Annotated in this window: 22 protein-coding genes; 5 read left to right on the top strand and 17 right to left on the bottom strand. The window is 42.1% G+C overall.

Annotated elements, in window-relative coordinates:
- Nucleotides 1-68 precede the first annotated feature (68 nt).
- Both LC586_RS08370 and LC586_RS08365 read left to right on the top strand, forming a co-directional pair.
- Nucleotides 69-689 (top strand): universal stress protein, encoded by a 621-nt coding sequence (locus tag LC586_RS08370; protein WP_229484190.1) that lies wholly within the window; start codon nucleotides 69-71, stop codon nucleotides 687-689.
- Nucleotides 690-950: 261 nt separating this feature from the next.
- Nucleotides 951-2,288 (top strand): ArsB/NhaD family transporter, encoded by a 1,338-nt coding sequence (locus LC586_RS08365; protein WP_229484112.1) that lies wholly within the window; start codon nucleotides 951-953, stop codon nucleotides 2,286-2,288.
- Nucleotides 2,289-2,913: 625 nt separating this feature from the next.
- Here LC586_RS08365 and LC586_RS08360 read toward each other — a convergent pair.
- Genes LC586_RS08360 through LC586_RS08350 form a run of 3 tightly spaced genes read right to left on the bottom strand, consistent with a single transcriptional unit; the run spans nucleotide 2,914 to nucleotide 3,634 of the window.
- A complete protein-coding gene (locus tag LC586_RS08360; RefSeq protein WP_229484111.1) occupies nucleotides 2,914-3,126 on the bottom strand; it encodes a high light inducible protein in 213 nt (70 codons plus the stop codon).
- A gap of 41 nt (nucleotides 3,127-3,167) precedes the next feature.
- Nucleotides 3,168-3,380: a high light inducible protein gene (locus LC586_RS08355; RefSeq protein ID WP_229484110.1), complete on the bottom strand. Its 213-nt coding sequence runs from the start codon at nucleotides 3,378-3,380 to the stop codon at nucleotides 3,168-3,170.
- Between the two features lie 41 nt (nucleotides 3,381-3,421).
- Nucleotides 3,422-3,634, bottom strand: a complete 213-nt coding sequence (locus tag LC586_RS08350; RefSeq protein ID WP_229484109.1) for a high light inducible protein — start codon at nucleotides 3,632-3,634, stop codon at nucleotides 3,422-3,424.
- Between the two features lie 735 nt (nucleotides 3,635-4,369).
- On the opposite strand from LC586_RS08350, the gene LC586_RS08340 reads away from it, so the two are divergent.
- Nucleotides 4,370-7,489 (top strand): MFS transporter, encoded by a 3,120-nt coding sequence (locus LC586_RS08340; protein WP_229484108.1) that lies wholly within the window; start codon nucleotides 4,370-4,372, stop codon nucleotides 7,487-7,489.
- A 425-nt stretch (nucleotides 7,490-7,914) separates the two neighbouring features.
- Here LC586_RS08340 and LC586_RS08335 read toward each other — a convergent pair whose 3' ends face one another.
- The 8 genes from LC586_RS08335 to LC586_RS08300 all read right to left on the bottom strand — a co-directional run bounded on the left by LC586_RS08335 (nucleotide 7,915) and on the right by LC586_RS08300 (nucleotide 12,420).
- Nucleotides 7,915-8,745: a dienelactone hydrolase family protein gene (locus LC586_RS08335; protein WP_229484189.1), complete on the bottom strand. Its 831-nt coding sequence runs from the start codon at nucleotides 8,743-8,745 to the stop codon at nucleotides 7,915-7,917.
- A 168-nt stretch (nucleotides 8,746-8,913) separates the two neighbouring features.
- Nucleotides 8,914-9,198: a type II toxin-antitoxin system RelE/ParE family toxin gene (locus LC586_RS08330; RefSeq protein ID WP_229484107.1), complete on the bottom strand. Its 285-nt coding sequence runs from the start codon at nucleotides 9,196-9,198 to the stop codon at nucleotides 8,914-8,916.
- Nucleotides 9,186-9,380: a hypothetical protein gene (locus LC586_RS08325; protein WP_229484106.1), complete on the bottom strand. Its 195-nt coding sequence runs from the start codon at nucleotides 9,378-9,380 to the stop codon at nucleotides 9,186-9,188. Before LC586_RS08325 ends, LC586_RS08330 begins: the two co-directional genes overlap by 13 nt.
- 76 nt (nucleotides 9,381-9,456) lie before the next feature.
- Nucleotides 9,457-9,978 (bottom strand): DUF29 family protein, encoded by a 522-nt coding sequence (locus LC586_RS08320; RefSeq protein ID WP_229484105.1) that lies wholly within the window; start codon nucleotides 9,976-9,978, stop codon nucleotides 9,457-9,459.
- 4 nt (nucleotides 9,979-9,982) lie between these two features.
- The gene (locus LC586_RS08315) at nucleotides 9,983-10,504 is read right to left on the bottom strand and encodes a DUF29 family protein (RefSeq protein WP_229484104.1); all 522 of its coding nucleotides are present in this window, start codon (nucleotides 10,502-10,504) and stop codon (nucleotides 9,983-9,985) included.
- 4 nt (nucleotides 10,505-10,508) lie between these two features.
- A complete protein-coding gene (locus LC586_RS08310; RefSeq protein WP_229484103.1) occupies nucleotides 10,509-11,030 on the bottom strand; it encodes a DUF29 family protein in 522 nt (173 codons plus the stop codon).
- A gap of 4 nt (nucleotides 11,031-11,034) precedes the next feature.
- Entirely contained in the window at nucleotides 11,035-11,553 is a 519-nt protein-coding gene (locus LC586_RS08305) for a DUF29 family protein (protein ID WP_229484102.1), read from the bottom strand.
- A 243-nt stretch (nucleotides 11,554-11,796) separates the two neighbouring features.
- The gene (locus LC586_RS08300; protein WP_229484101.1) at nucleotides 11,797-12,420 is read right to left on the bottom strand and encodes a class I SAM-dependent methyltransferase; all 624 of its coding nucleotides are present in this window, start codon (nucleotides 12,418-12,420) and stop codon (nucleotides 11,797-11,799) included.
- A 93-nt stretch (nucleotides 12,421-12,513) separates the two neighbouring features.
- Between LC586_RS08300 and hemH the strand changes: the two genes are divergently transcribed.
- Nucleotides 12,514-13,680 (top strand): ferrochelatase, encoded by a 1,167-nt coding sequence (hemH, locus tag LC586_RS08295; protein WP_229484100.1) that lies wholly within the window; start codon nucleotides 12,514-12,516, stop codon nucleotides 13,678-13,680.
- Between the two features lie 453 nt (nucleotides 13,681-14,133).
- On the opposite strand, the gene LC586_RS08290 is transcribed toward hemH, so the two are convergent.
- The 5 genes from LC586_RS08290 to LC586_RS08270 form a co-directional block, all read right to left on the bottom strand.
- On the bottom strand, nucleotides 14,134-14,685 hold the full coding sequence (locus LC586_RS08290) for a DUF4126 domain-containing protein (RefSeq protein WP_229484099.1): 552 nt from the start codon (nucleotides 14,683-14,685) through the stop codon (nucleotides 14,134-14,136).
- Nucleotides 14,686-14,999: 314 nt separating this feature from the next.
- The gene (gene purB, locus LC586_RS08285; protein ID WP_229484098.1) at nucleotides 15,000-16,295 is read right to left on the bottom strand and encodes an adenylosuccinate lyase; all 1,296 of its coding nucleotides are present in this window, start codon (nucleotides 16,293-16,295) and stop codon (nucleotides 15,000-15,002) included.
- Nucleotides 16,296-16,335: 40 nt separating this feature from the next.
- Nucleotides 16,336-16,887: a DUF421 domain-containing protein gene (locus LC586_RS08280; protein WP_229484097.1), complete on the bottom strand. Its 552-nt coding sequence runs from the start codon at nucleotides 16,885-16,887 to the stop codon at nucleotides 16,336-16,338.
- Nucleotides 16,888-17,044: 157 nt separating this feature from the next.
- A complete protein-coding gene (locus LC586_RS08275) occupies nucleotides 17,045-18,061 on the bottom strand; it encodes a YihY/virulence factor BrkB family protein (protein WP_229484096.1) in 1,017 nt (338 codons plus the stop codon).
- 287 nt (nucleotides 18,062-18,348) lie between these two features.
- Complete coding sequence (locus LC586_RS08270) at nucleotides 18,349-19,050, bottom strand: bacteriorhodopsin (protein WP_229484095.1); 702 nt, start codon at nucleotides 19,048-19,050, stop codon at nucleotides 18,349-18,351.
- Between the two features lie 470 nt (nucleotides 19,051-19,520).
- Between LC586_RS08270 and LC586_RS08265 the strand changes: the two genes are divergently transcribed.
- Nucleotides 19,521-20,162 carry a type I restriction endonuclease gene (locus LC586_RS08265; RefSeq protein ID WP_229484094.1) on the top strand — a complete coding sequence of 214 codons (642 nt, stop codon included), beginning with the start codon at nucleotides 19,521-19,523 and terminating at the stop codon, nucleotides 20,160-20,162.
- A 414-nt stretch (nucleotides 20,163-20,576) separates the two neighbouring features.
- Here the strand turns inward: LC586_RS08265 and LC586_RS08260 are convergent, their stop codons facing one another.
- Entirely contained in the window at nucleotides 20,577-20,945 is a 369-nt protein-coding gene (locus LC586_RS08260; RefSeq protein WP_229484093.1) for a hypothetical protein, read from the bottom strand.
- Between the last annotated feature and the right edge of the window lie 252 nt (nucleotides 20,946-21,197).

The following is a 21,197-nucleotide window of genomic DNA, read 5'->3' as shown; positions in this document are numbered from 1 at the left end:
ATTGATCGCCCTGCTTCTCATTGTTAATTCATTTCATTGGGAGAAGTAAAGCTGTGCAAATTAAGCCAATGTTAGCACGTCTGCAAAGTGCCACAGGCCGAGATGACTTAATTGAACAAATGGTACTGTTGCCAGAACCAAAAAAACCTTTTTCTAAAAAACCTCAAAAAGCAAAAGCAGTTAATTTAATTGTTGCTTATGACGCATCTCCTAACAGTCATACGGCGCTAGATATTGCTTTTTGGATTGCCCATCAAACACGTTTAGCCACCAATGCAGAAGTCACAGTTCAAGCCGTTTATGTGCTAGAAGACAATTCAAAAAGTCAGTATCCAAATGTCTTAAGCTTACCAATACAACAGCCTCCATTTGAGTGCCAAATCAGTGAAATATCAAAGTCTGCCACACAGGTATTAACTCAACCCCAATTGCAGACAGTGGTAACTCCCCTGCAACAAGCAGATATAATTCTCTGGCAAGCCCGAAGTCTGGCTGAAGAGTGGCAGGGTTCCTTCAAATCTCATTTACGGTTTGGCTGCATTTCTACAGAACTTAACAAAGTTGTTGAATCAGAAGCTGCTGATATTCTGTTTCTCGGTTGCAATTCTGTCAATCATCCGATGATTGAGGCACTAGGTTCTAATTTCCCCTGCGCTGTTTTGGGTATTCCCAGTTGTATTGATGAATAATCACTGTTAAGACTTTCAGTAATTTTTATCTAATTGTAATCATAGATAAGTCACCTATAACTAGGTGGCTTTTTTCGCTAATATGCAACCAATTAAACCATGTCCGCTTGATTGCTTATTAAACCCGAAGAACCCCACCCCTTAATCCCCTCCCCGCTCTTCGGGAGGGGAGACAAAGCATAGCTTTGGCAAAGTGGGGTGCAATGACTATGCAAATCATAACTAATTACCCGGGCATGATATTAAATTCGAGAGGTAAGTGTGGAAAACTGGCAAGCAATCCTCAGTGTGATTACATTTATAAGCGTCATTATTTTAGTAATGACAGAATGGGTACATCTCACCATTGCGGCATTATTGGGAGCATTGTTGTTAGTTTTTACCAACGTCATGTCTTTACAAGAAGCTGTTGGTTACATTGGCAAAAGTCATGGAACACTCGGTTTATTCTTTGGAGTTATGGTGTTAGTGCGGGCTTTTGAGCCTACCAAGATATTTGATTATTTAGCTACTCAAATAGTACTCATAGCTAAAGGACAAGGCAAACGTCTATTACTCGGTATTGTGGCTATTGTTACACCCATCTGTGCAGTTTTACCAAATGCCACAACAGTAATGCTATTAGCACCTTTAATTCCACCAATGGCTCAAGAAGTTGGGATAAATTTCGTACCCTTGTTGATTTTAATGGTGTTTGTTGCTAATAGTGCCGGACTCCTGACTTTAGTTGGAGATCCAGCTACATTTATTGTTGGCGATGCTGTGAATATTAGCTTTACAGATTATTTATTGAAGTTGAGTTTAGGAGGAGTAATTGCCATTGTCATAGTGATTGCAACATTACCATTTTTATTCCGTAAAATTTGGAATACACAGTTAGATAATCTTGAAGAACTGCCACATCCACAAATCAATCATCCACGAGCTTTAAGCGTTGGTGCAGTTATTGTATTTTTCGTCCTGCTATTTTTTGTTATCGGAGAATCTTTACCAGTTCCGATCTCGCCTGCTGCCGCAGCTTTGTTAGGAGCAGCTTTAGCTTTGCTTTTATCTCACCACAGCAAAATAGATTCAGTTAACAACATTTTGCGGGATGTAGACTGGAGTACATTAATATTTTTTATGAGTATTTTTGTGCTAATTGGAGGACTAGAAAAAACAGGCGTAATTAATGGTTTATCAGGAGTATTGGCAGCAATTTTAGGAAAAAATATTATCTTGGGTTCCCTAGTTTTATTATTTTCTGTGGGGATATTATCCAGCGTAGTGCCTAATATTCCTTTAGTGGTGGGGATGGTGCCCTTACTCAAACAATACATTGTTACTGTCGGATTAGCACCCGCAGAAGTTTTAGCACAAGACTTTCAAGGACAGTTTCCGCCAGAAGTATTACCATTGTTTTATGCAATGATGTTTGGTGCAACTTTGGGAGGTAATGGCACACTAGTAGGAGCATCATCTAACATTGTAGCCGCCGGGATTTCTGAGCAACATGGACGCCGTATATCATTTAAAACTTTTCTACACTACGGTATTCCAGTGATGATATTGCAACTGGTAGGTTCGGCTTTGTACGTATTAGTTCGCTTTTTGCTTTAGATATAGCGGTTCCCATTCAGATGCGGTACAACATTACATAACGAGGTGTAGGGGCAAGGCGCAATGCCCATTGGTGTCAACTTAACGTGAAACCCTTGCAATGACGTTATATCAAGCCTACTCAATTACTAATTATGCCCTCGCAACCCCACCCCGCTTTTGTCTAGCGACAAAATCTCCCCTCCCCGTTCACGGGGAGGGGATTAAGGGGAGCCAGTGCGGTCTTGGGGTTCACCTGCGTGGAGCCGGATAGCGTGTGGGGTAAAACGCCTGTGGGATAAGCGTTTTAGCTTAAGTTGACACCAATGGGCATTGCGCCTTGCCCCTACGGGTGTACCTCACGTAAACGAGAACCGCTATAAACCTAATTAAATATAAAATGCTCAGGAGATAAGTTCCCGACTTTTGGTGAGAAGCCGGGTTTATGGGTATTATGTTTATTTATACCCAATTATATCATGTCCGCTTGATTCCTTATTAAACCTGAAGAACCCCACCCCTTAATCCCCTCCCCGCTCTTCGGGAGGGGAGACAAAGCGTAGCTTTGGCGGGGTGGGGTGGAATGACTGTGGGAATCATAACTAATTATGCGAACATGATATTACTTATCAATCCTGAGCTATTGCTAATATCCAATTAGGTGTAGTACGTCCCTTAAGACGCTATAACCAGACAAATCCCAAAGTAAATAGGCTAGAAAACCAATTGCTGCCAAGCGACCATTCCAGATTTCGGCTTGAGGTGTCCAGCCAAACAGAAATTCATTGCGATCGCGCCCATTGTATTCTGTTGCAACAGGTGGTAAATCTGTAGATGGACGAGTTCCTTGAGTTGCCATTTTTTTCTCCGATATCTAGTAATGTTTCCGGTGTTTAATCTCTAGTAGCCAACTATGCGTAAAACGTCACGAACAACGCTATAGCCTGCTAAATCCCACAATAAATAAGCTAGAAAACCAATTGCTGCCAAGCGACCATTCCAAATTTCGGCTTGAGGTGTCCAGCCAAACAGAAATTCATTGCGATCGCGCCCATTGTATTCTGTTGCAACAGGTGGTAAATCTGTAGATGGACGAGTTCCTTGAGTTGCCATTTTTTTCTCCGATATCTAGTAATGTTTCCGGTGTTTAATCTCTAGTAGCCAACTATGCGTAAAACGTCACGAACAACGCTATAGCCTGCTAAATCCCACAATAAATAAGCTAGAAAACCAATTGCTGCCAAGCGACCATTCCAAATTTCGGCTTGGGGAGTGAAGCCAAACAGAAATGCATTGCGATCTATGCCGTTGTATTCTGCTGCAACAGGTGGTAAATCTGTAGAAGGACGAGTTTCTTGAGTTGCCATTTTTTTTCTCCGATATCTAGTAATGTTTCAAGTGTTTAATGTTCTAGTAGCTAACTAAGCGCAAAACGCCACGAACAACGCTCTAGTCTGCTAAATCCCAAAATAAATAGGCAAAAAAGCCAATCATTGCAAAATGACCGTTCCGAATTTCGGCTTGAGGAGTCTAGCCAAACAGAATTTCATTGCGATATTTGCTATTCCATTCTGTTGGAAATAGTGGCAAATCTCTGGAATAACGAGTTGCCATTTTTTTATCCTCAACGATTCATTTGTTAACTTTAATGTAGCTGTTTATAACTAGACTTATTTCTGTCTATGGGTACAAACCGTAGCCACTTCTTCTGGACGATTATCAGAAACGTATTTTTTTAGACAAATCCACCTTGAGAGGGTGACCAAAAACAAATATGTAAATAAATGTAAAGAACTTACAAAAAACTATAATTCAAACAGAATCAATCGCTACAAATAAGCAATTCAAAAGTAAAAATTAGCTATACATAATTAAGAATAGGTGGTAATTTGATTAAGATTCTCACGGAAGGATAATAAAAGTTATATCTTTCGCTGGATACACTTTTCAATCTTTAGAGAGATGCTTTAAATAGCCAAATTCCACGATTCTGAGCTAATGAGTTAGGTATTGCCATAGGTACAAACATACATAAATACTAAGAGTTGCTTCTCAAGAAAATCTTAATTCCCCAAATTTAAACCTTAGAAGAAGGAAATACAATGTTCCAAAGTACGGAAATCATGCTGGGACTCTACAAACCACTATTGTGGTTGGCACAGGTTCCAGTAGAATCCTCAAACGTCACGCCAGCAGAGGCATCGGTTCTCACTTCCGGGCCGCGCTTTTTTGTGGCTTTAATCTCCGGCGTGATTTTAGCCTTTGCTTTCCAATTAGTTCTAACTAATCTTTCCCTTGCAGCCGGTATTTCCTACCTGGGGCACTCATCTGACTCAGATTCAGATAGTGGGGAAGCCGGAAGTTTGGGCGGTAACATTCGCAAAATTGGCACAGCAGTAGGGATTTGGACATTAGTCACTGTGACGATCGCCTTATTAATCGCTTCTTTTCTCGCGGTTAAATTAAGCCTGGTAATCTTAGACCCAGTATTGGGGGCGATTCTCGGTTTGGTGATTTGGGGCGCTTACTTTTTGCTCCTCGTCTGGGTAAGTTCCACCACCGTGGGTTCCTTAATTGGCTCAGTTGTCAATACGGCAACTTCCGGTTTTCAGGCGATTATGGGTACAGCCACGGCTGCACTGGGTGCAAAGGCTGTCAATAACCAAGTTGTAGCGACAGCTGAAGCCGCCGCAGCTGCTGTCCGCCGGGAACTAGGAAGCGCCATCGACCCTGGAAGTATCCGGGAAAATATAGAAGATTACTTAGACAAGATACGTCCTCCAGAGCTAGATTTGTCAAAGATTCGGAGTGACTTTGAGAATTTACTCAACGATCCGCAATTAAAAGCGATCGCGGGGACTCCAGATATTCGCAACATCGACCGCCAGAAGTTTATCGAGTTAGTCAGCAGCCGCACCGACCTTTCCAAAAAAGATGTTACCCGCATTGCTGATACCTTATATAAGGTTTGGCAGCAAGTGGTAAGTCAGCAACCACCCACCGAAGATCGGCTGGGTGAGTTAATGGATTATCTGAAATCACTTCCAGCAGGACAAAACAAGACAGATGAACTCAATGCCAAACTGGATCGATTAGTAGCAGAAACGCGAGGCTCTAAAGAAGCTGACCAAAAGGCAACCCCTGGGCCAATTCAAAGTACACTCCAGCAAGGACTATCTGCCTTAACTGGTATTGTGTTGGGACGCACAGATTTGCCTGATTTGGATGTGGAAAAAATCTTGCGTAGCCTCACCACCGCCAAAGATAAAGCCACCCAACAAGCAGATAAGCTAGGTTTGCCAACACCATCACAACCCTATAGCCCAATTCGGGCTGATGTCGAAAATTACCTGCACAATACTTATGCTTGGCAACTAAGTCCAGAAAGAATCGCCCAGGAATTTCGTGATGTCCTCTACGACCCAGCAGCTGACCCTGGAATCGTCCGCAGGGAACTAGAACGACTATCCCGTAACGATTTTGCTAATATCTTGCAACAACGCGGACTCCTTACCCAAGCCCAAATTCAGCGCATTGCAGATCAGTTAGAAACTGTCCGCAAAGATGTACTAGTGATAGTTACAGGTATTGAAGAAAGAGAGATAGTCCAAGACTTGCAACGGGCAGTGGAAAGTTATCTGCTGGTTACTCCGAAAGCCGATTTGACAGCAGAAGGCATTGAGCAGAATTTCAAACCACTGGTGCAAGACCCAGATGCAGATTATGAAACTCTGACATTGCGACTAGCCCACCTCGATCGTCAGGAAATGCGGGCGATATTGCTGCAACGTAATGATGTCCAGCTATATGAAGTAGACAGCATTCTCGACGAGTTGGAAAAACAACGCAATCGCGTCTTGGTAGAATCCAAAGGATTGGCAGAACAGGCGCAATATCAAGCAGAAACCCTGTGGCTGAGTGTAGAATCATATCTGCGTAATACAGGGAAATCAGAACTGAATCCTGATGCCATCCGCGCAGAATTCAAAAGATTACTAGAAGATCCCCAAGCTGGAATTAGCTCAATTCGGGCGCGGTTGTCTCGCTTTGACCGCGATACCTTGGTGCAATTGTTGAGTCAACGGCAAGATTTGAGTGAAGATCAAGTTAATCAAATCATCAATTCTGCTGAAGAGTCGTGGCATAGTATTCGCCAGACACCCCAAGCTGTAGTGGATAAAGCCAAAGAGCAATACGACTCTGTTACTACCACGATCGCAGATTACCTGCGGAATACTGGTAAACAAGAATTGAACCCAGAAGGTATCCAGCGAGATTTTACCAGATTGTTTGAAAATCCCCAGGAGGGAGCCGTAGCACTGCGCCGTCGGTTGTCGCAGGTAGACCGGGATACACTGGTGAAGTTACTCAGTCAACGTAAAGACTTGAGTGAAGAACAAGTCAATGAAATCATTGATTCCACGCAAACTTCGATTCGTAACTTTGTGCGTGCGCCTCGTCGTTTAGCTACCCGCACACAGCAAAGAGCGGAAACATTCAAAGCTTATCTGGAAGAGTATCTGCGCCAAACTGGTAAGGAAGAACTGAATCCTGAAGGTATTAAACGTGACTTGCAACTACTCTTGCACGATCCGCGAGTTGGGGTAGAAACTTTTAGCGATCGCCTTTCCCATTTTGACCGTTCTACCATCATCGCCCTGCTAAAAATTCGGGAAGATATTTCCGATGAGGAAGCGGCGCGGATTGCCGATAACATTGTGTCCGTAAGGGATCAATTTGTAGAACAAGTGCGGAATATCCAACGAGGCATTCAAGATGCGATTGATGGGGTTTTCGCCCGCATTCGTAACTATCTCAACTCCTTGGATCGCCCGGAACTTAACTATGATAGTATCAAGCACGATGTTCGCACATTTTTTGACGATCCCCAGGCAGGGTTCGATGCTCTGCGCGATCGCCTATCTTCTTTTGACCGTGATACCCTGGTGGCAATCATGAGTTCTCGTGAGGACATCTCTGAGGAAGATGCCAACCGGATCATTGACCAAATTGAACGCGCACGCAACACAGTATTGCAACGTGCAGAACGCATACAGCATGAAGCCCAACGCCGCCTAGAACAGGTGAAAAATCAAGCACAGAGGCAAGCGGAAGAAACCCGCAAAGCCGCAGCTTCAGCAGCTTGGTGGCTGTTTGCCACAGCAACCGTCTCCGCAGTTTTCTCTGCATTAGGAGGAGTGATTGCTGTAGCTACCCAGTAGGTTGATAAGTTTTCTCCGCTAACTTTTAAGCCTCCCGCGATGGGAGGCTTTTTTGTAGATACTTGAATTCAATGAATTTATAAGTTCATTACAACAATTGCTGCAATCACTTAAGCCTTTCTTATATATGGAAGAGTAATTGTTGCAAAGCATTAAGCCTTTGCTGCAACTGATTATACGTTTGCAAGAAATACTTAAGCCTTTCTTATATATGGAAGAGTAATTGTTGCAAAGCATTAAGCGTTTGCTGCAACTGATTATACGTTTGCAAAAAATACTTAAGCCTTTCTTATATATGGAAGAGTAATTGTTGCAAAGTATTCAGCGTTTGCTGCAACTGCTTCTACATTTGCAAGAAATACTTAAGCGTTTTTGATATATGGAAGAGTAATTGTTGCAAACAGGCTTTTCTATGTTCGGCAGACTTAGACGCCATTCTCCTTAAACCATGCCAAAAGCCGTTTCCAACCGTCCTTAGCATCTTTCTCGCGGTAGGAGGGGCGATAATCGGCAAAAAAAGCGTGGGGTGCATCGGCGTAGACGATGATTTCAGATTTGCTGCTGCTTTGCTTTAAGCGATCGCGCATCTGCTCTACTGTATCAACGGGAATACCTGTATCCTTCCCACCATAGAGTCCGAGAACGGGGACTGTCAGTTTTGATGCAATATCGACGGGATACTTGGGCTGAAGTTCGGTAGCATCGCCCACGAGTCGTCCATACCAAGCTACACCTGCCTTCACTTTCGGATTGTGTGCTGCGTATAACCAGGTAATGCGGCCGCCCCAGCAAAAGCCTGTAATCCCCAATTTATCGGCATTACCTTTAGCTGATTTCACAGCCCAGTTTACCGTCGCATCAAGATCGGATAACACTTGGGCATCTGGTACTTTGGCGACAATTGGGCGAATTTCGTCTATGCTGCTTAATTTAGTGACATCGCCTTGACGGATAAATAATTCAGGTGCGATCGCCAAGTACCCCAACTGGGCAAAGCGACGGGTGATATCCTGAATATGCTCATGTACACCAAATATTTCCTGAATTACCAGAACAATTGGGAAATTTTTACCAGTCGCAGGTGCTGCTCTATAGGCAGGAATTTCGCCATCTTTGACGGGAATTTTCACCGCACCAGCTATCAACCCCTTAGCATCGGTGCTGATGACTTGAGCAGAAATGGGTTGCACTGCCAGGGCAAAACCCGTCGCCACGGTGGCTGTTGCGATAAATTTGCGGCGTGTTATTTCTTTCATCATCTCTACCTTGCAATTAGCGAAAACTTTTATTCTTTGTTACAGGTACAGTACTACGACAAAAAATACTACAATTTATCAATCAGTTTACCGTAATCTTGGCTTTCTTTGCTACCTCAGTTTTCGCCTGTATAGAAATAGCGATCGCTATCAAAACATAAGCATTAATTAAAGCTTAAGCTGCCTTGAAGAATGAAACACGGTTAAGATATTTACCTCATCATTGCTGACTAAATATACGATTCGGTAATTACCAAAGATAATCTCTCGAATATCCTCTTGAGCGATTTCTGGTACTACACGCCCTGATAGCGGAAACTGTTGTAGACGTTCTACAGATTGAAATACCCTGTCTACAAATACCTGGGCAAAACTTGGTGCATCCCGTGCAATAAAATCGCCAATTGCTTCTAAATCAGTTAAGGCTTGACTTGTCCAGCTTACTTGTGCCATATCTTAATCTGCTTTTTGGCTTCTGCATGTGAGATGGTATTACCAGTCTCAACTTCCTTTAAACCTCGATCAACTTTGTACAGGAAATAAAGACGTTCCATCACTTCGTCAAAAGTAACGTCTTGGGGCATTTCCTCTACTGCTTTGAGGACTTGATATTTTACAGTAGTATCTGCTGTCATTTGTATTCCCTTCCAGAGGTTACGGTGCTAATTTGAATTTAACACTGGTATCATTGCCGAACAAATAGCGATCGCTTTATTTTTCCCGATTTATCCAATCTTCTCCACCAGCCAACTGACTGAGATAATCATCCATAATCGCTGGTAATTCCTTTGGCGAAAAAGTATATGTTAAAGCCAGTAAACTAGTAGCTGTAGTTAAAATCTGGCTTTTATCTAGCATCGAAGACAACTCAGAGCGAGTAAATTTACCGTTCATCACTTCCTCACTCGCATCAGCGATCGCATCTTCAATAACTTCCTCTTCTATCAAATTTCCCCATTCATCTAAATTAATGTAGTAAGACTTTTTATTGTCTTTAATATTCACTTCTTTAATTTCGCGGATGGCGTTGCGAATAGAAGCAGCCCAAGAATTTGTTAATCTCTGTTCTAGTTTATTCTTAATCAAATGAATCAGCAAAATTCTTAAAAACGATTTAATCTGCCGCAAAATTGCCTTTTTACTCATCCCCTCTAATTCATCTACAATTGCCAAGGCATCTGCATAACGTCCTTCCAAAATACTCTTTTTGAGGTCTATTAGTTCCTGCGTCATTTTTTTACCGCCTACGTACTTTCCAATCTTCTCCACCGGTTAGCTGAGTTAAATTTTCAGCCACTACTGCGGGTAACTCCTTAGCTGAATAAGAATAAGTTAGCGCCAAAAACTTCAACGCAGTCTGAATAATTTGGTTCCTATCAACTATTTCAGCCAGTTGAAATTGATTATATGCTCCATTCATTACTTCCTCACTCGCATCAGCGATCGCATCTTCAATCACTTCCTCTTCTATCAAAATCTCCCACTCATCTAAATTAATGTAGTAAGATGTTTTATTATCTTTGATATTCAGCTTTTTAATTTCTCGAATTGAATTACGAAGAGAAGCCGCCCATGAACCAGTTAATCGTTGTTCTACTTGGTTTTTAATCAAATGAATCAACAGAATGTTTAAATAAGCTTGGATATTCCGTAGAATAGCCTGTTTGCTCATGCCTTCTAATTCATCTACAATTGCCAAGGCATCTGCATAACGTCCTTCCAAAATACTCTTTTTGAGGTCTATTAGTTCCTGGGTCATTTTTTTATCGCCTACCTGCTTTCCAATCTTCGCCACCGGGAAGCTGAGTTAAATTTTCAGCCACAACTGCGGGTAACTCCTTAGCTGAATAGGAATAAGTTAGCGCCAAAAACTTCAACGCAGTCTGAATAATTTGGTTCCTATCCACCATTTCAGCCAGTTGGAATTGATTATATGCTCCATTCATTACTTCCTCGCTAGCATCAGCGATCGCATCTTCAATCACTTGATCTTCTATGATTTTTTCCCATTCATTTGAATTGATATAATAAGATGTTTGATTGTCTTTTAGATTGACTTCTTTAATTTCGCGGATTGAATTGCGAATAGAAGCAGCCCAAGAATTTGTTAATCGTTTTTCTACTTGATTTTTAATCAAATGAATTAATAGAATTCTTAAAAAGGATTTAATCTGCCGCAGAATTGCCTTTTTACTCATGCCTTCTAATTCATCAACAATTGCCAAGGCATCTGCATAACGTCCTTCCAAAATACTCTTTTTGAGGTCTATTAGTTCCTGGGTCATTTTTTTATCGCCTACCTGCTCTCCAATCTTCTCCACCGGTTAGCTGAGTTAAATTTTCAGCCACAACTGCCGGTAACTCCTTAGCTGAATAAGAATAAGTTAGCGCCAACAACTTCAAAGCAGTCTGAATAATTTGGTTCCTATCCACCATTTCAGTAAGTTGGAATTCATTGTACATTCCATTCAAAACTTCCACACTGGCATCACGCACTGCTATTTCTATTTCATCTTCAATACAAGTATCCCATTCATTTAAATTTATATAATAGGATTTTTTATTGTCTTTGAGATTGAGTTTCTTAATTTCTATAAGTGAATTACGAATAGAAGCAACCCAAGAATTGGTTAATCGCTGCTCTAGTTGGTTTTTAATCAAATGAATCAGCAGAATCCTTAAATAAGCTTGGATATTCCGCAGAATAGCTTGTTTACTCATGCCCTCTAATTCATCAACAATTACCAAGGCATCTGCGTAACGTCCTTCCTGGATGCAACTTCTGAGGTCTATTAATTCCTGTGTCATTTGTTATTAACCTCAAAATTTCATCATGCTAATTTGAATATAGCAGTTCTCACCTGGGTGCAATACAGTCGCAACCTCACCCCGTATTTGATGGGTGCAAACACTCCCCTGTCCTTGACAAGGAGAGGGGTTGGGGGTGAGGTTTAAAAATGTACTTCATGCAAATGAGAAGTGCTATATAACAATCACCTATACTTTATTAATAGCAGAGTCTCTTACCTGCCATTAATAAAGCAGTATTGTTCACTTCTGAGCCTGTATCACTTGCAAACTACCACCTGCATATAAAGTTGGCTCACCCACTTCAAAGCCAGTCTCAGTTAACAATCCAGGCAAATCAGTTTTCAACAATTGCCAAGCTGTTTCCGTCTCAAACAACAACAAAAACACTGATACCCCAGGCCAAAATATCGGATTCGTAGGAGCATGAAAATCTACGAGTGTAAACACTCCTCCTGGCTTCAACACCCGATAAACTTCACTAATAATTTTTCGCAATTGCTGAGGCTGCATCTCGTGTAATGCAACGCTGGTATGCACCACATCAAATAGATTATCTGCAAATGGCATCTTCTCGGCAAAAGCTTCGAGATAGACTGCTAATGGTACATTTTGCCGCGCCCGTTGCAAAGACTTGGGTGAAGCGTCCAATCCTGTTACATTTTGTGATAATTTTACCAAAAATTGCGTTGTTTGACCACTGCCGCAACATAAATCTAAGACTTGAGTATCTGAGTGAATTGTTAAGCCTTGCAAAGCAAGTTGTCGAAAACGGGCTTCACCACCTACACTTAAGGCTGCTAAACGAGAGATACCATCATACAGCCACTGATAACGGTAACTCCAATCCCTTAAAATTGTTGCCATTGCATATTTCCTTGCTATTAAGCTTTATATTTAATAAAGATATATTGTTAACATTAGTAAAAAACCTGAAAAGATTGGGGGAAAGTAACTGCTATGGGTCGTGTAGGCGTCTTATTACTCAATCTCGGTGGCCCCGATAAGCTAGAGGATGTCGGGCCGTTTTTGTACAACCTATTTTCCGATCCGGAAATTATTCGCCTACCATTTCGCTGGTTGCAAAAGCCCCTAGCCTGGTTTATTGCCTCGCGGCGAACCAGAACATCTCAAGAGAATTATAAGCAAATCGGTGGCGGTTCCCCACTGCGGCGGATCACAGAAGCGCAAGGCGAAGCTTTAAAAGAACAGTTGAGTCATTTAGGGCAAGAAGCCAATATCTACGTCGGAATGCGTTATTGGAATCCCTATACAGAAGAGGCGATCGCACAGATCACTCAAGATAATATAGAACACCTGGTAATATTACCATTATATCCCCAGTTTTCTATCAGTACGAGTGGTTCTAGCTTCCGGCTTTTAGAAAAACTTTGGCAAGAAGACCCAAAGCTTCAACCCATTGATTACACCGTCATTCCTTCTTGGTACAAAGAACCAGGCTACCTACAAGCAATGGCGGAACTCATAGCCCAAGAACTCGAACAGTTTCCTAATCCAGACGAGGTTCATATATTCTTCAGCGCTCACGGCGTTCCTAAAAGCTACGTTGAAGAAGCTGGCGACCCTTACCAGCAAGAAATTGAGGAATGTACTGCCCTGATTATGCAGACCCTCAATCGACCCAATGCCCACACCTTAGCTTACCAAAGTCGCGTCGGCCCAGTAGAATGGCTCCAACCTTATACTGAGGATGCCCTCAAAGAACTAGGCGCAAAAGGCGTGAAAGATTTGGTTGTCGTGCCAATCAGTTTTGTCTCAGAGCATATTGAGACACTGCAAGAAATTGATATTGAGTATCGGGAAGTAGCAGAAGAATCAGGAATTCACAACTTCCGTCGCGTTCCTGCTCCCAATACGCATCCAGTGTTTATTAATGCACTTGCAGACTTGGTGATTGATGCGCTGAAAAACCCCAGTTTCAAGCTTTCGCAAGCTGCCCAAATGAAAAAAAGGGTGAAAATGTACCCCCAAGAGCGTTGGGAATGGGGTCTGACTACTAGCGCTGAGGTATGGAATGGGCGAATTGCCATGCTGGGTTTTATTGCATTAATCATAGAGTTGATTACTGGTCATGGCTTCTTGCACATGATTGGACTTTTGCAATAAAGGGAATTGGGCATTGGGCATTGGGAATTGGGAATTGGAAAACTCTTCCAAGTGAAGTTTGAAGGGTAAAGGAACGAACCTTATTAGGCGCAGAGGGCACAGAGTCAGAGAAAAAAGAGATGTTTAAGAAGTGTCTCACCCGTCAAAGTTAGCTTGACAGACCACTAGTGGTCTGTCAAGCGAAGTTTGAAGGGTAAAGGAACGAACCGCAAAGGACGCAAAGAGCGCAAAGGAAGAAGGAAAAGAGAGAAATAAAAATTTGATTTACCAAGCATTGTTGACTTGCCAGACTACTAGTAGTCTGTTCCATTAGTTTTGATAGGTGAATTAGTTTTAAATTTCTCTTCTTTACCTCTTATACTTCGCGCTCTTTGCGTCCTTTGCGGTTCGTTCTCTTAACTCTCAGAATTAATGGGACAGACCACTAGTGTCCTATTCCCCATTCCCCATTCCCTATGCCCTATGCCTTATCCCCTTGCGATACCAGTCATACCATTGTTTAGCACTACGAACTGCAAACCAAAGCAGTATTAAAGCAATTAATCCTCCTTGCCAGGGAGCATCAAAGGCAAAAAGTACTAGAGCAACACACAAGGTATCTTGAAGAAAGACTGCCCATAACGGTAAGCCGCGTAAACGATAGAACCAACCAACTTGAACTAGCTGGAGTACTAAAGCTAACGAACCCCCAATACAGGCAATCAGCCAGGTTGGTGTTGCTGTTGCACTAGCTACTGCTAACCCCATAATTGCCCCCACGACGGGAGACATGAATAATTGAACTATTTGTAGCAATCTTTGCCCCCATAGCTTTTTTGAGGCTAGTAATTCAACTAAAGACCAACAGCTGAGGCAAGCTAACAATATTGGTGGAGAAATGTGAGATAAAATCGGAACTTGCGACCACAAGCTACTACCCTGCAACAATCCAATGATCAGCAGAGGTGTACCTATTCTCATTCCTGCTGCCGCAGAGGCTGAAAGTGTGGCTAGGATTTCAATCATTAAGGCACTCGAAGCACTAATAAATAAGTAAATATCTGTTATTTATACTACCCAGTGCTGGCAAAAATTCCAGCACCAAACTAATACCAATTTGAAAAAAGAATGCGACAGATGGGTAGGGGCACAACAAATGTTGTGCCCTTACAAATAATTGATGTGTCGCAAACATTATTTGAATTGGTATAACAGTCTTCAGCAATGCAATACTAAAGATTTTTGGTATTTTTATATATTCTTTTTTGAAAAAATTTGTGTATTTTTTGAGTAACAGGTTAGTAGTAAGCGCTTAAGCGCTCACTACAAGCAAATTAATCCTAAATTCCTAACCGTTGATAAACCTCTTCTAAATGGTTCAGATGCTGCTGGGGGTCAAAACAGACTTCTAGTTCTGCTGGGGACAACTTTTCGGTAACGCGAGGATCTTTGCTAATCAAGTCCTGAAAATTACCTTCTGGCTTGTTCCAAGCGGCGTGAGCGCTTTCTTGAACGATCGCATAAGCTTCCTCTCGGCTGCTTCCCTTGTCTATCAAGGCAAGTAACACTTTTTGGCTGAACACAACACCGCCGTAGCAGTTGAGATTTCTTTCCATGTTTTCAGGATAGACCAACAGGTTTTTCACCAAGTCGGTTATTTCTGTCAACATAAAATGCGTCAAAGTGCAAGCATCTGGCAAAATCACCCGTTCTACAGAACTATGGGAAATATCCCTCTCATGCCAGAGAGCGACGTTTTCCAAAGCTGCACCGGCATGGCTTCTGACGAGTCGCGCCATTCCCGTCAGCCGTTCCGAACGGATGGGATTGCGCTTGTGTGGCATTGCCGAGGAACCTTTTTGACCTTTGGAGAAGAATTCTTCAACTTCCAGAACGTCTGTTTTTTGCAGATTGCGAATTTCTACAGCAAAACGTTCGATAGATGCTGCTACTAAAGCTAATTGTTGCACATAGTCGGCGTGGCGATCGCGGGAAATAACTTGCGTTGAGGCCGTATCAGGTTTAAGTCCGAGTTTTTGGCAAGCGATCGCTTCTACACGCGGTTCAACGTTAGCATAAGTTCCCACCGCACCAGAAATCTTACCCACAGCGATCGTTTCGTGGAGAATTTTTAAGCGTTCTTGATGTCGCAACACTTCTGCTAACCAGCCAGCTAGCTTGAAACCAAAAGTGATCGGTTCAGCGTGAATACCGTGCGATCGACCAGCCATTACTGTATGACGATGTTCCTGTGCTTTTTGGCGAATTACCTGAATCAAATCTTCCAGACGCTGCAATAATATATCCAGGCTGGCAACCAATTGCAGTGCTAAAGCTGTATCCAAAACATCCGAACTAGTTAAACCCAGGTGAATGTAGCGTCCTGCATCACCAACATATTCATTGACATTTGTCAAGAAAGCAATAACATCGTGGCGGACTACAGCCTCAATTTCCAGCACCCGCTTTGGGTCAAAATCTGCCTTGGCTTTAATTTCCTCAACCGCCTCAGATGGAATGTAACCCAGTTCAGCTTGAGCCTCGCAAACAGCAATTTCGACTTGCAGCCAAGTTTTTAGCTTATAGGCTTCACTCCAGAGATTAGCCATTTCGGGCAAAGTATAACGCTCAATCACAGTTTGGCACAGAATACAACCGTCATATTTTACAGTTTAATTAATGTACATCGCTTTTTAGTACTGCTTTTTGCTCAGGGGCAGAAGTAGTTTTGGAGTCGAAGGTGATAATACTAATACTGCCGTCAGCCTCCATATATGCAAACTTCACATCTGCTAAAAATTCCACACCTTGCTGACGTAACTTGCTCATCAACTCATCGTCTGTAATTAACTCTCGTTGTAAATGACGCTCAATCATCCGACCATTTTTTACTAGTAGCAGTGGTGGCTGATTCAGAAAACGTTGGAACTGGGGTATTTTATAGCCCAACCAGTTCAGCAAGTAGCTCCAAAAAATCACAGTTCCTACCAAGATAGCCCCTTCAGTAATTGATGTATAATTACTCGCCATAGCGTTTTGGGCAGCTTCAGCAAATAGCACAACTACGAGTAAATCAGTAATCCCTAGTGTTCCTAGTTGTCGGCTAGGAAGCACGCGTAGCACTGAGAACAGCGCTAAATAAACTAGCGAACCACGAATAATTAACTCAAAGATGCTGATGCTAGGAATAAAGATTGCCTGCCAATTGATAAAAAACCATTTTTCCATTAGCACTGATTTTCTTCCTTTCTCAATAGACTTCTGGAAAAAATCCAGTATAAGGGTTATTTATCTGCGGTCTTATTTCATAAGACTAACTTTTATTAGAGGTGAAATATTTCAACATCTATCAGATTTATAAACCTAAATTCCTAACAATCAGGAATTAAAATCGCTGATTTTTTCTTCTCTGTTTTAAACGCTTGGGCTTATTGAAAGACTGAAACAAGCGATTAATAAAATTAGAAGAAGGCTTTTTCTTAGTCGATGCTTGTCCTGTTGGAGCCTTGCCATTATATTCCGTGTTATCAGATAAAGGTATAGCATGTTTAGATGGGGTTATGCCGCTACCGTACCTTCTGGCATAAACTTGGGTAAACTCTGCACCGAAGAAAAGAATTTGCGCGGCATAGTTAACCCAAGCTAAGATTACCACCAGTGAACCAGCTGCACCATAGGCTGAACCAAAACTGCCATTACCTAAATATTGTCCTAACAAAAATCTCCCGATAGAAAACAAAAAGGAGGTGAGCATAGCTCCAATTAAAACATCACTCCAACCAATTTCGACATCTGGTAGGACTTTAAAAATGAGTCCGAATAGGAACGTAGTGATGGCAAAAGAGAGGATGAAATTGATAATCTGCCAGAGGAAATCGACACCTGGCAGCAAGTTGCTAAAGTATGTTACTAATGCTGCTAATGCCGTACTAATTACTAAAGAAACTAAAAGTAAAAAGCCAATACCTATCACCATTGCAAAGGACAAAACCCGTAGGCGAATAATGTTAGTTACGCCGCGTCCGGGTTTCGGTTTAACTTCCCAAATCGTATTGAGGGAATCTTGCAACTCGGTAAATAAACCAGTAGCACCCAATAACAAAATTACAACACTAATAATGGAAGCGATCGCTCCTGTTTGTGGTTTGTTAGCATTCTGAATTGCTGTTTGGATAAATTCTGCGCCATCTGGGCCGACTAAACCTTGAATTTGTCCAACGATTTGCCCTCTTGCCGCTTCCTCTCCAAAGACTGCCCCTGCGATCGCAATTACAATAATTAGCAATGGTGCAATAGAAAAAATCGTGTAATAAGCCAACGCCGCCGCTAACCGTGAGGCTTTATCCTCACTCCATTCTTTGAACGTCTCTTGTAATAACTTCCAAATCGCCTGCAAATTCATCCAATCAGTCTCCTTAGGGAATATCGCTTACTTCCTGATATATTGGATACTGATTGACTGAGTAGAGGCATCCTCCCAAGGGAGTTTCTGAAGCGTCCTTGAGGAGGAATTTAGCAGAATCGATAATTTCCTTAATGGGAATATCTATAAATAATTTGCTTTTTAGTAGAAAATAGGTAGTGCGATCGCTTTAGCATATAAAATGCAGTGGCAGCGATCGCATAATCCCTTATTGATTCCCCTAATTCGGTTAGCTATTCTATTGCCTCTGACTGAAAATTTATTACTTACTCATATAACGCTTCCGATTCAGTAACCGATTCTCCCGCCTGTTCTAAATTACGTAGGGTGTTTAACGATAGAAAACCAAACCCGACTTTAGAGGCAATATCTAGTAGCGTATAACCCATTGTTTCCCCACCTTGACCAAAAGCGTTAAACCATTCTGGACTAAGAATCCACACAATTGGATAAAGTGTCCACAGCACCAAATGCACAGTTACCAGCTTGCGGAATGCTTGCTTGGATCTCGGATGTTTGCGTTCTGCCTCGAGCCGGTAGGGTTTCACTAATAAGTAGAAAACCGCCACGTAAGCACCACAACTCACAATATACCAGATGTAGCTGATCGGCTTGGGTGTAATTGTGGCAAGGAAGCCAGTGGCAAGCATATAGGCGTTTGCTCCTAACAAGCTACCTGTAATCAGCAGACTGGTTTTTCCCAAGAAAGTCAGATCCAACAACAACAGCGGCGTTGAGCAAAACCAAGTGACAAATCGCACCCAATAAGTTGGACGATCATTGATGATGTTAACTCCTTGACCGAATGCCATTGCTAAGTACAGCCCACTAGCAATTAAGCAAATGAAAAAATTAAGTGTATACAGTATTTTCCAGCGTTCATTTTTACCGTTGTGTGCGCCTACGCCGAAAAAAGCACAACCCAGCGCCATACTGATGACACCAATCCACAGCCAAGTTTGAACCATAAATATTTTCCTGCTTGTTGGTAACTATTAATGATAAATTGCTAACGAGAACTTTCACTAGTTAGCCTTATTTGTTTTTGCTTGCATAGAAACCATTATTTGTATTTATTATTGTACTAGTCTTAATCATTAAAAAATGTATTTCAAGGGAGATTTTAGATTAATAAAAAATTAGTAAAAATCTGATTTAAATACAATCAAAAATTAGACTTTAGTCGCTTGCACTTTAGTTCAGCACAAGCAGTCTCCTCTAGAGCAATACTTTCTTGCTAAATCTGCAATAGTCCGTGCTAGTTTGAGAATGCGATGTCTACGATGGTCACTGACTTGTACTGAGCGCAGTCGAAGTAGCTTGTCGTTCGCGCAGCGTCTCGTAGAGAAGTGCGGGCTATTCGGCGTCGCGCCAATTGGCGATAATTAAAGATCCGCCCATGTTGATAATATAACAAAGCAACTGTTACCTAAAACCAATGACACAGACGGCAGCAATTACAGAAGCGATTACCACTCTTGAGGATGCAGAAGATCGATTCGGTTTTGTCCGTGTTGAAGACGAGAAATTTTTCTCAGAGTGGTATGAGGGATTGTCTGAAATTACAGAAGCGGAAAAAGCCTCTGTGGATGTCGTGCGGCGTAGATATCTTTATCACCGTGCCGGAGGTGATTTACTAGAAGGGACAGTCATATTGTTGTTGGTGTCACCAATACTTGCACTCTCTGGATTTTACGATCCTCCTTTCAGAATTAAGGCTGAATCATCCGTGGAACTAGTGCTAGATGATGGAGAGGAGATACTGCGCGGACGGATTGATGTTTTAGTGTTACAAGAGCAGTTGTGGGTGATGGTGTTGGAGTCAAAAAAAACCACGCTATCAGTTTGGGCGGCTGTACCGCAAGCCCTAGCTTATATGATGGCAAACCCTAACCCCAATCAACCTGTGTTTGGGATGGTGATGAATGGAGACGATATTTTATTTGTTAAAGTGACGCAAACAAATACACCACAGTACGATTTGTCAAGGGTCTTTGCTCCGTTTGCATCCGCGAGAGAACTGTACGCCGTTTTGCAAATTCTCAAGCGTATTGGTGAGTTGATTTCTCCTGCGTCTTAGAGGTTGTTTGAAAAGTATCAAGTTTAGGACTTACGCACTGTACAAATGCATCGTGATGTGCATTACCTAAAATGGGAAGTTTTCAGGCTTTTCTTAATTATCCTGCGATCGTAAATAGACGATGCTGTAGGGGCACAGCAATGCTGTGCCCTTACGAAAGATATGGTTTTTAACCTTAATCCATATTTGGTATTTATTGTCAATGCGTAAGTCCTAAAGTTGTATAAAGATCCCCCCTAACCCCCCTTAAAAAGCAGGGCTGTTTCATTCCATTTCAAACAGGATTTGTCAAGATGGTTAGTGGGAAAAATGGTAAGTGAGGGTGACGATGAGATGAACATTTAAGCACTTAAAGATCAGTAAAATAGTTCATTTTATCGGCACGCTAGGAACAAAATAACCAATTTTTAATTGCTAGAACCCTTGATTTTTAAAGCTCTTTCGGGAATGAAACAGCCCTGCCCTTAAAAAGGGGGGAACCGGAATCAAAGTCCCCCTTTTTAAGCGGGGTTGGGGGGATTTCCTGGGCAAAATATCACTACCGAAACGTATTGGGTGATATTCCCAGTGAAAAGGCTCAACTTCCGAGTCAAAAGGCTCAACTGCCGAGTCAAAAGGCTCAACTGCCGAGTCAAAAGGCTCAACTTCCGAGTTAAAAGGTTCAACTGCCGAGTCAAAAGGCTCAACTGCCGAGTCAAAAGGCTCAACTGCCGAGTCAAAAGGCTCAACTTCCGAGTTAAAAGGCTCAACTGCCGAGTTAAAAGGTTCAACTGCCGAGTTCAATAGAGCAGGTGCGCTACAAATTCACTGAACCCAACTGTTCCTCTTTAGATTTCTTTATAAATAGCCTCTAAGCCGAAACCAAATCATTAGAAACCGCTCGTCGAATAACTTGGAATCGTCCACGAAGTTGTTCCTCGACAGTGAAAATTATAATCACTACTTCCCTAACTTCAATAATAGACCTCTTGCAAAAGTCCCTAAGACCCCACCCCCAACCCCTCCCCGCTTGCGGGGAGGGGAGACAAAGCGTAG

The organism is Nostoc favosum CHAB5714, from assembly GCF_020829495.1.
GTDB classification, from domain to species: Bacteria; Cyanobacteriota; Cyanobacteriia; order Cyanobacteriales; family Nostocaceae; genus Nostoc; species Nostoc favosum.
Note: the sequence above shows the minus strand (reverse complement) of the source record. Positions and strands in the feature narration are given on the sequence as shown.

Coding starts and splice junctions, on each gene's coding strand:
- LC586_RS08310 (WP_229484103.1), bottom strand. CDS start 11,030: ATGACCCAGGAACTAATAGACCTCAAAAAGAGTATTTTGGAAGGACGT.
- LC586_RS08330 (WP_229484107.1), bottom strand. CDS start 9,198: ATGGCACAAGTAAGCTGGACAAGTCAAGCCTTAACTGATTTAGAAGCA.
- LC586_RS08305 (WP_229484102.1), bottom strand. CDS start 11,553: ATGACACAGGAATTAATAGACCTCAGAAGTTGCATCCAGGAAGGACGT.
- LC586_RS08340 (WP_229484108.1), top strand. CDS start 4,370: ATGTTCCAAAGTACGGAAATCATGCTGGGACTCTACAAACCACTATTG.
- LC586_RS08280 (WP_229484097.1), bottom strand. CDS start 16,887: ATGGAAAAATGGTTTTTTATCAATTGGCAGGCAATCTTTATTCCTAGC.
- LC586_RS08290 (WP_229484099.1), bottom strand. CDS start 14,685: ATGATTGAAATCCTAGCCACACTTTCAGCCTCTGCGGCAGCAGGAATG.
- LC586_RS08370 (WP_229484190.1), top strand. CDS start 69: ATGTTAGCACGTCTGCAAAGTGCCACAGGCCGAGATGACTTAATTGAA.
- LC586_RS08325 (WP_229484106.1), bottom strand. CDS start 9,380: ATGACAGCAGATACTACTGTAAAATATCAAGTCCTCAAAGCAGTAGAG.
- LC586_RS08275 (WP_229484096.1), bottom strand. CDS start 18,061: ATGAATTTGCAGGCGATTTGGAAGTTATTACAAGAGACGTTCAAAGAA.
- LC586_RS08315 (WP_229484104.1), bottom strand. CDS start 10,504: ATGACCCAGGAACTAATAGACCTCAAAAAGAGTATTTTGGAAGGACGT.
- LC586_RS08335 (WP_229484189.1), bottom strand. CDS start 8,745: ATGAAAGAAATAACACGCCGCAAATTTATCGCAACAGCCACCGTGGCG.
- LC586_RS08355 (WP_229484110.1), bottom strand. CDS start 3,380: ATGGCAACTCAAGGAACTCGTCCATCTACAGATTTACCACCTGTTGCA.
- LC586_RS08320 (WP_229484105.1), bottom strand. CDS start 9,978: ATGACGCAGGAACTAATAGACCTCAAAAAGAGTATTTTGGAAGGACGT.
- LC586_RS08270 (WP_229484095.1), bottom strand. CDS start 19,050: ATGGTTCAAACTTGGCTGTGGATTGGTGTCATCAGTATGGCGCTGGGT.
- LC586_RS08300 (WP_229484101.1), bottom strand. CDS start 12,420: ATGGCAACAATTTTAAGGGATTGGAGTTACCGTTATCAGTGGCTGTAT.
- LC586_RS08360 (WP_229484111.1), bottom strand. CDS start 3,126: ATGGCAACTCAAGGAACTCGTCCATCTACAGATTTACCACCTGTTGCA.
- LC586_RS08350 (WP_229484109.1), bottom strand. CDS start 3,634: ATGGCAACTCAAGAAACTCGTCCTTCTACAGATTTACCACCTGTTGCA.
- LC586_RS08265 (WP_229484094.1), top strand. CDS start 19,521: ATGACACAGACGGCAGCAATTACAGAAGCGATTACCACTCTTGAGGAT.
- hemH (WP_229484100.1), top strand. CDS start 12,514: ATGGGTCGTGTAGGCGTCTTATTACTCAATCTCGGTGGCCCCGATAAG.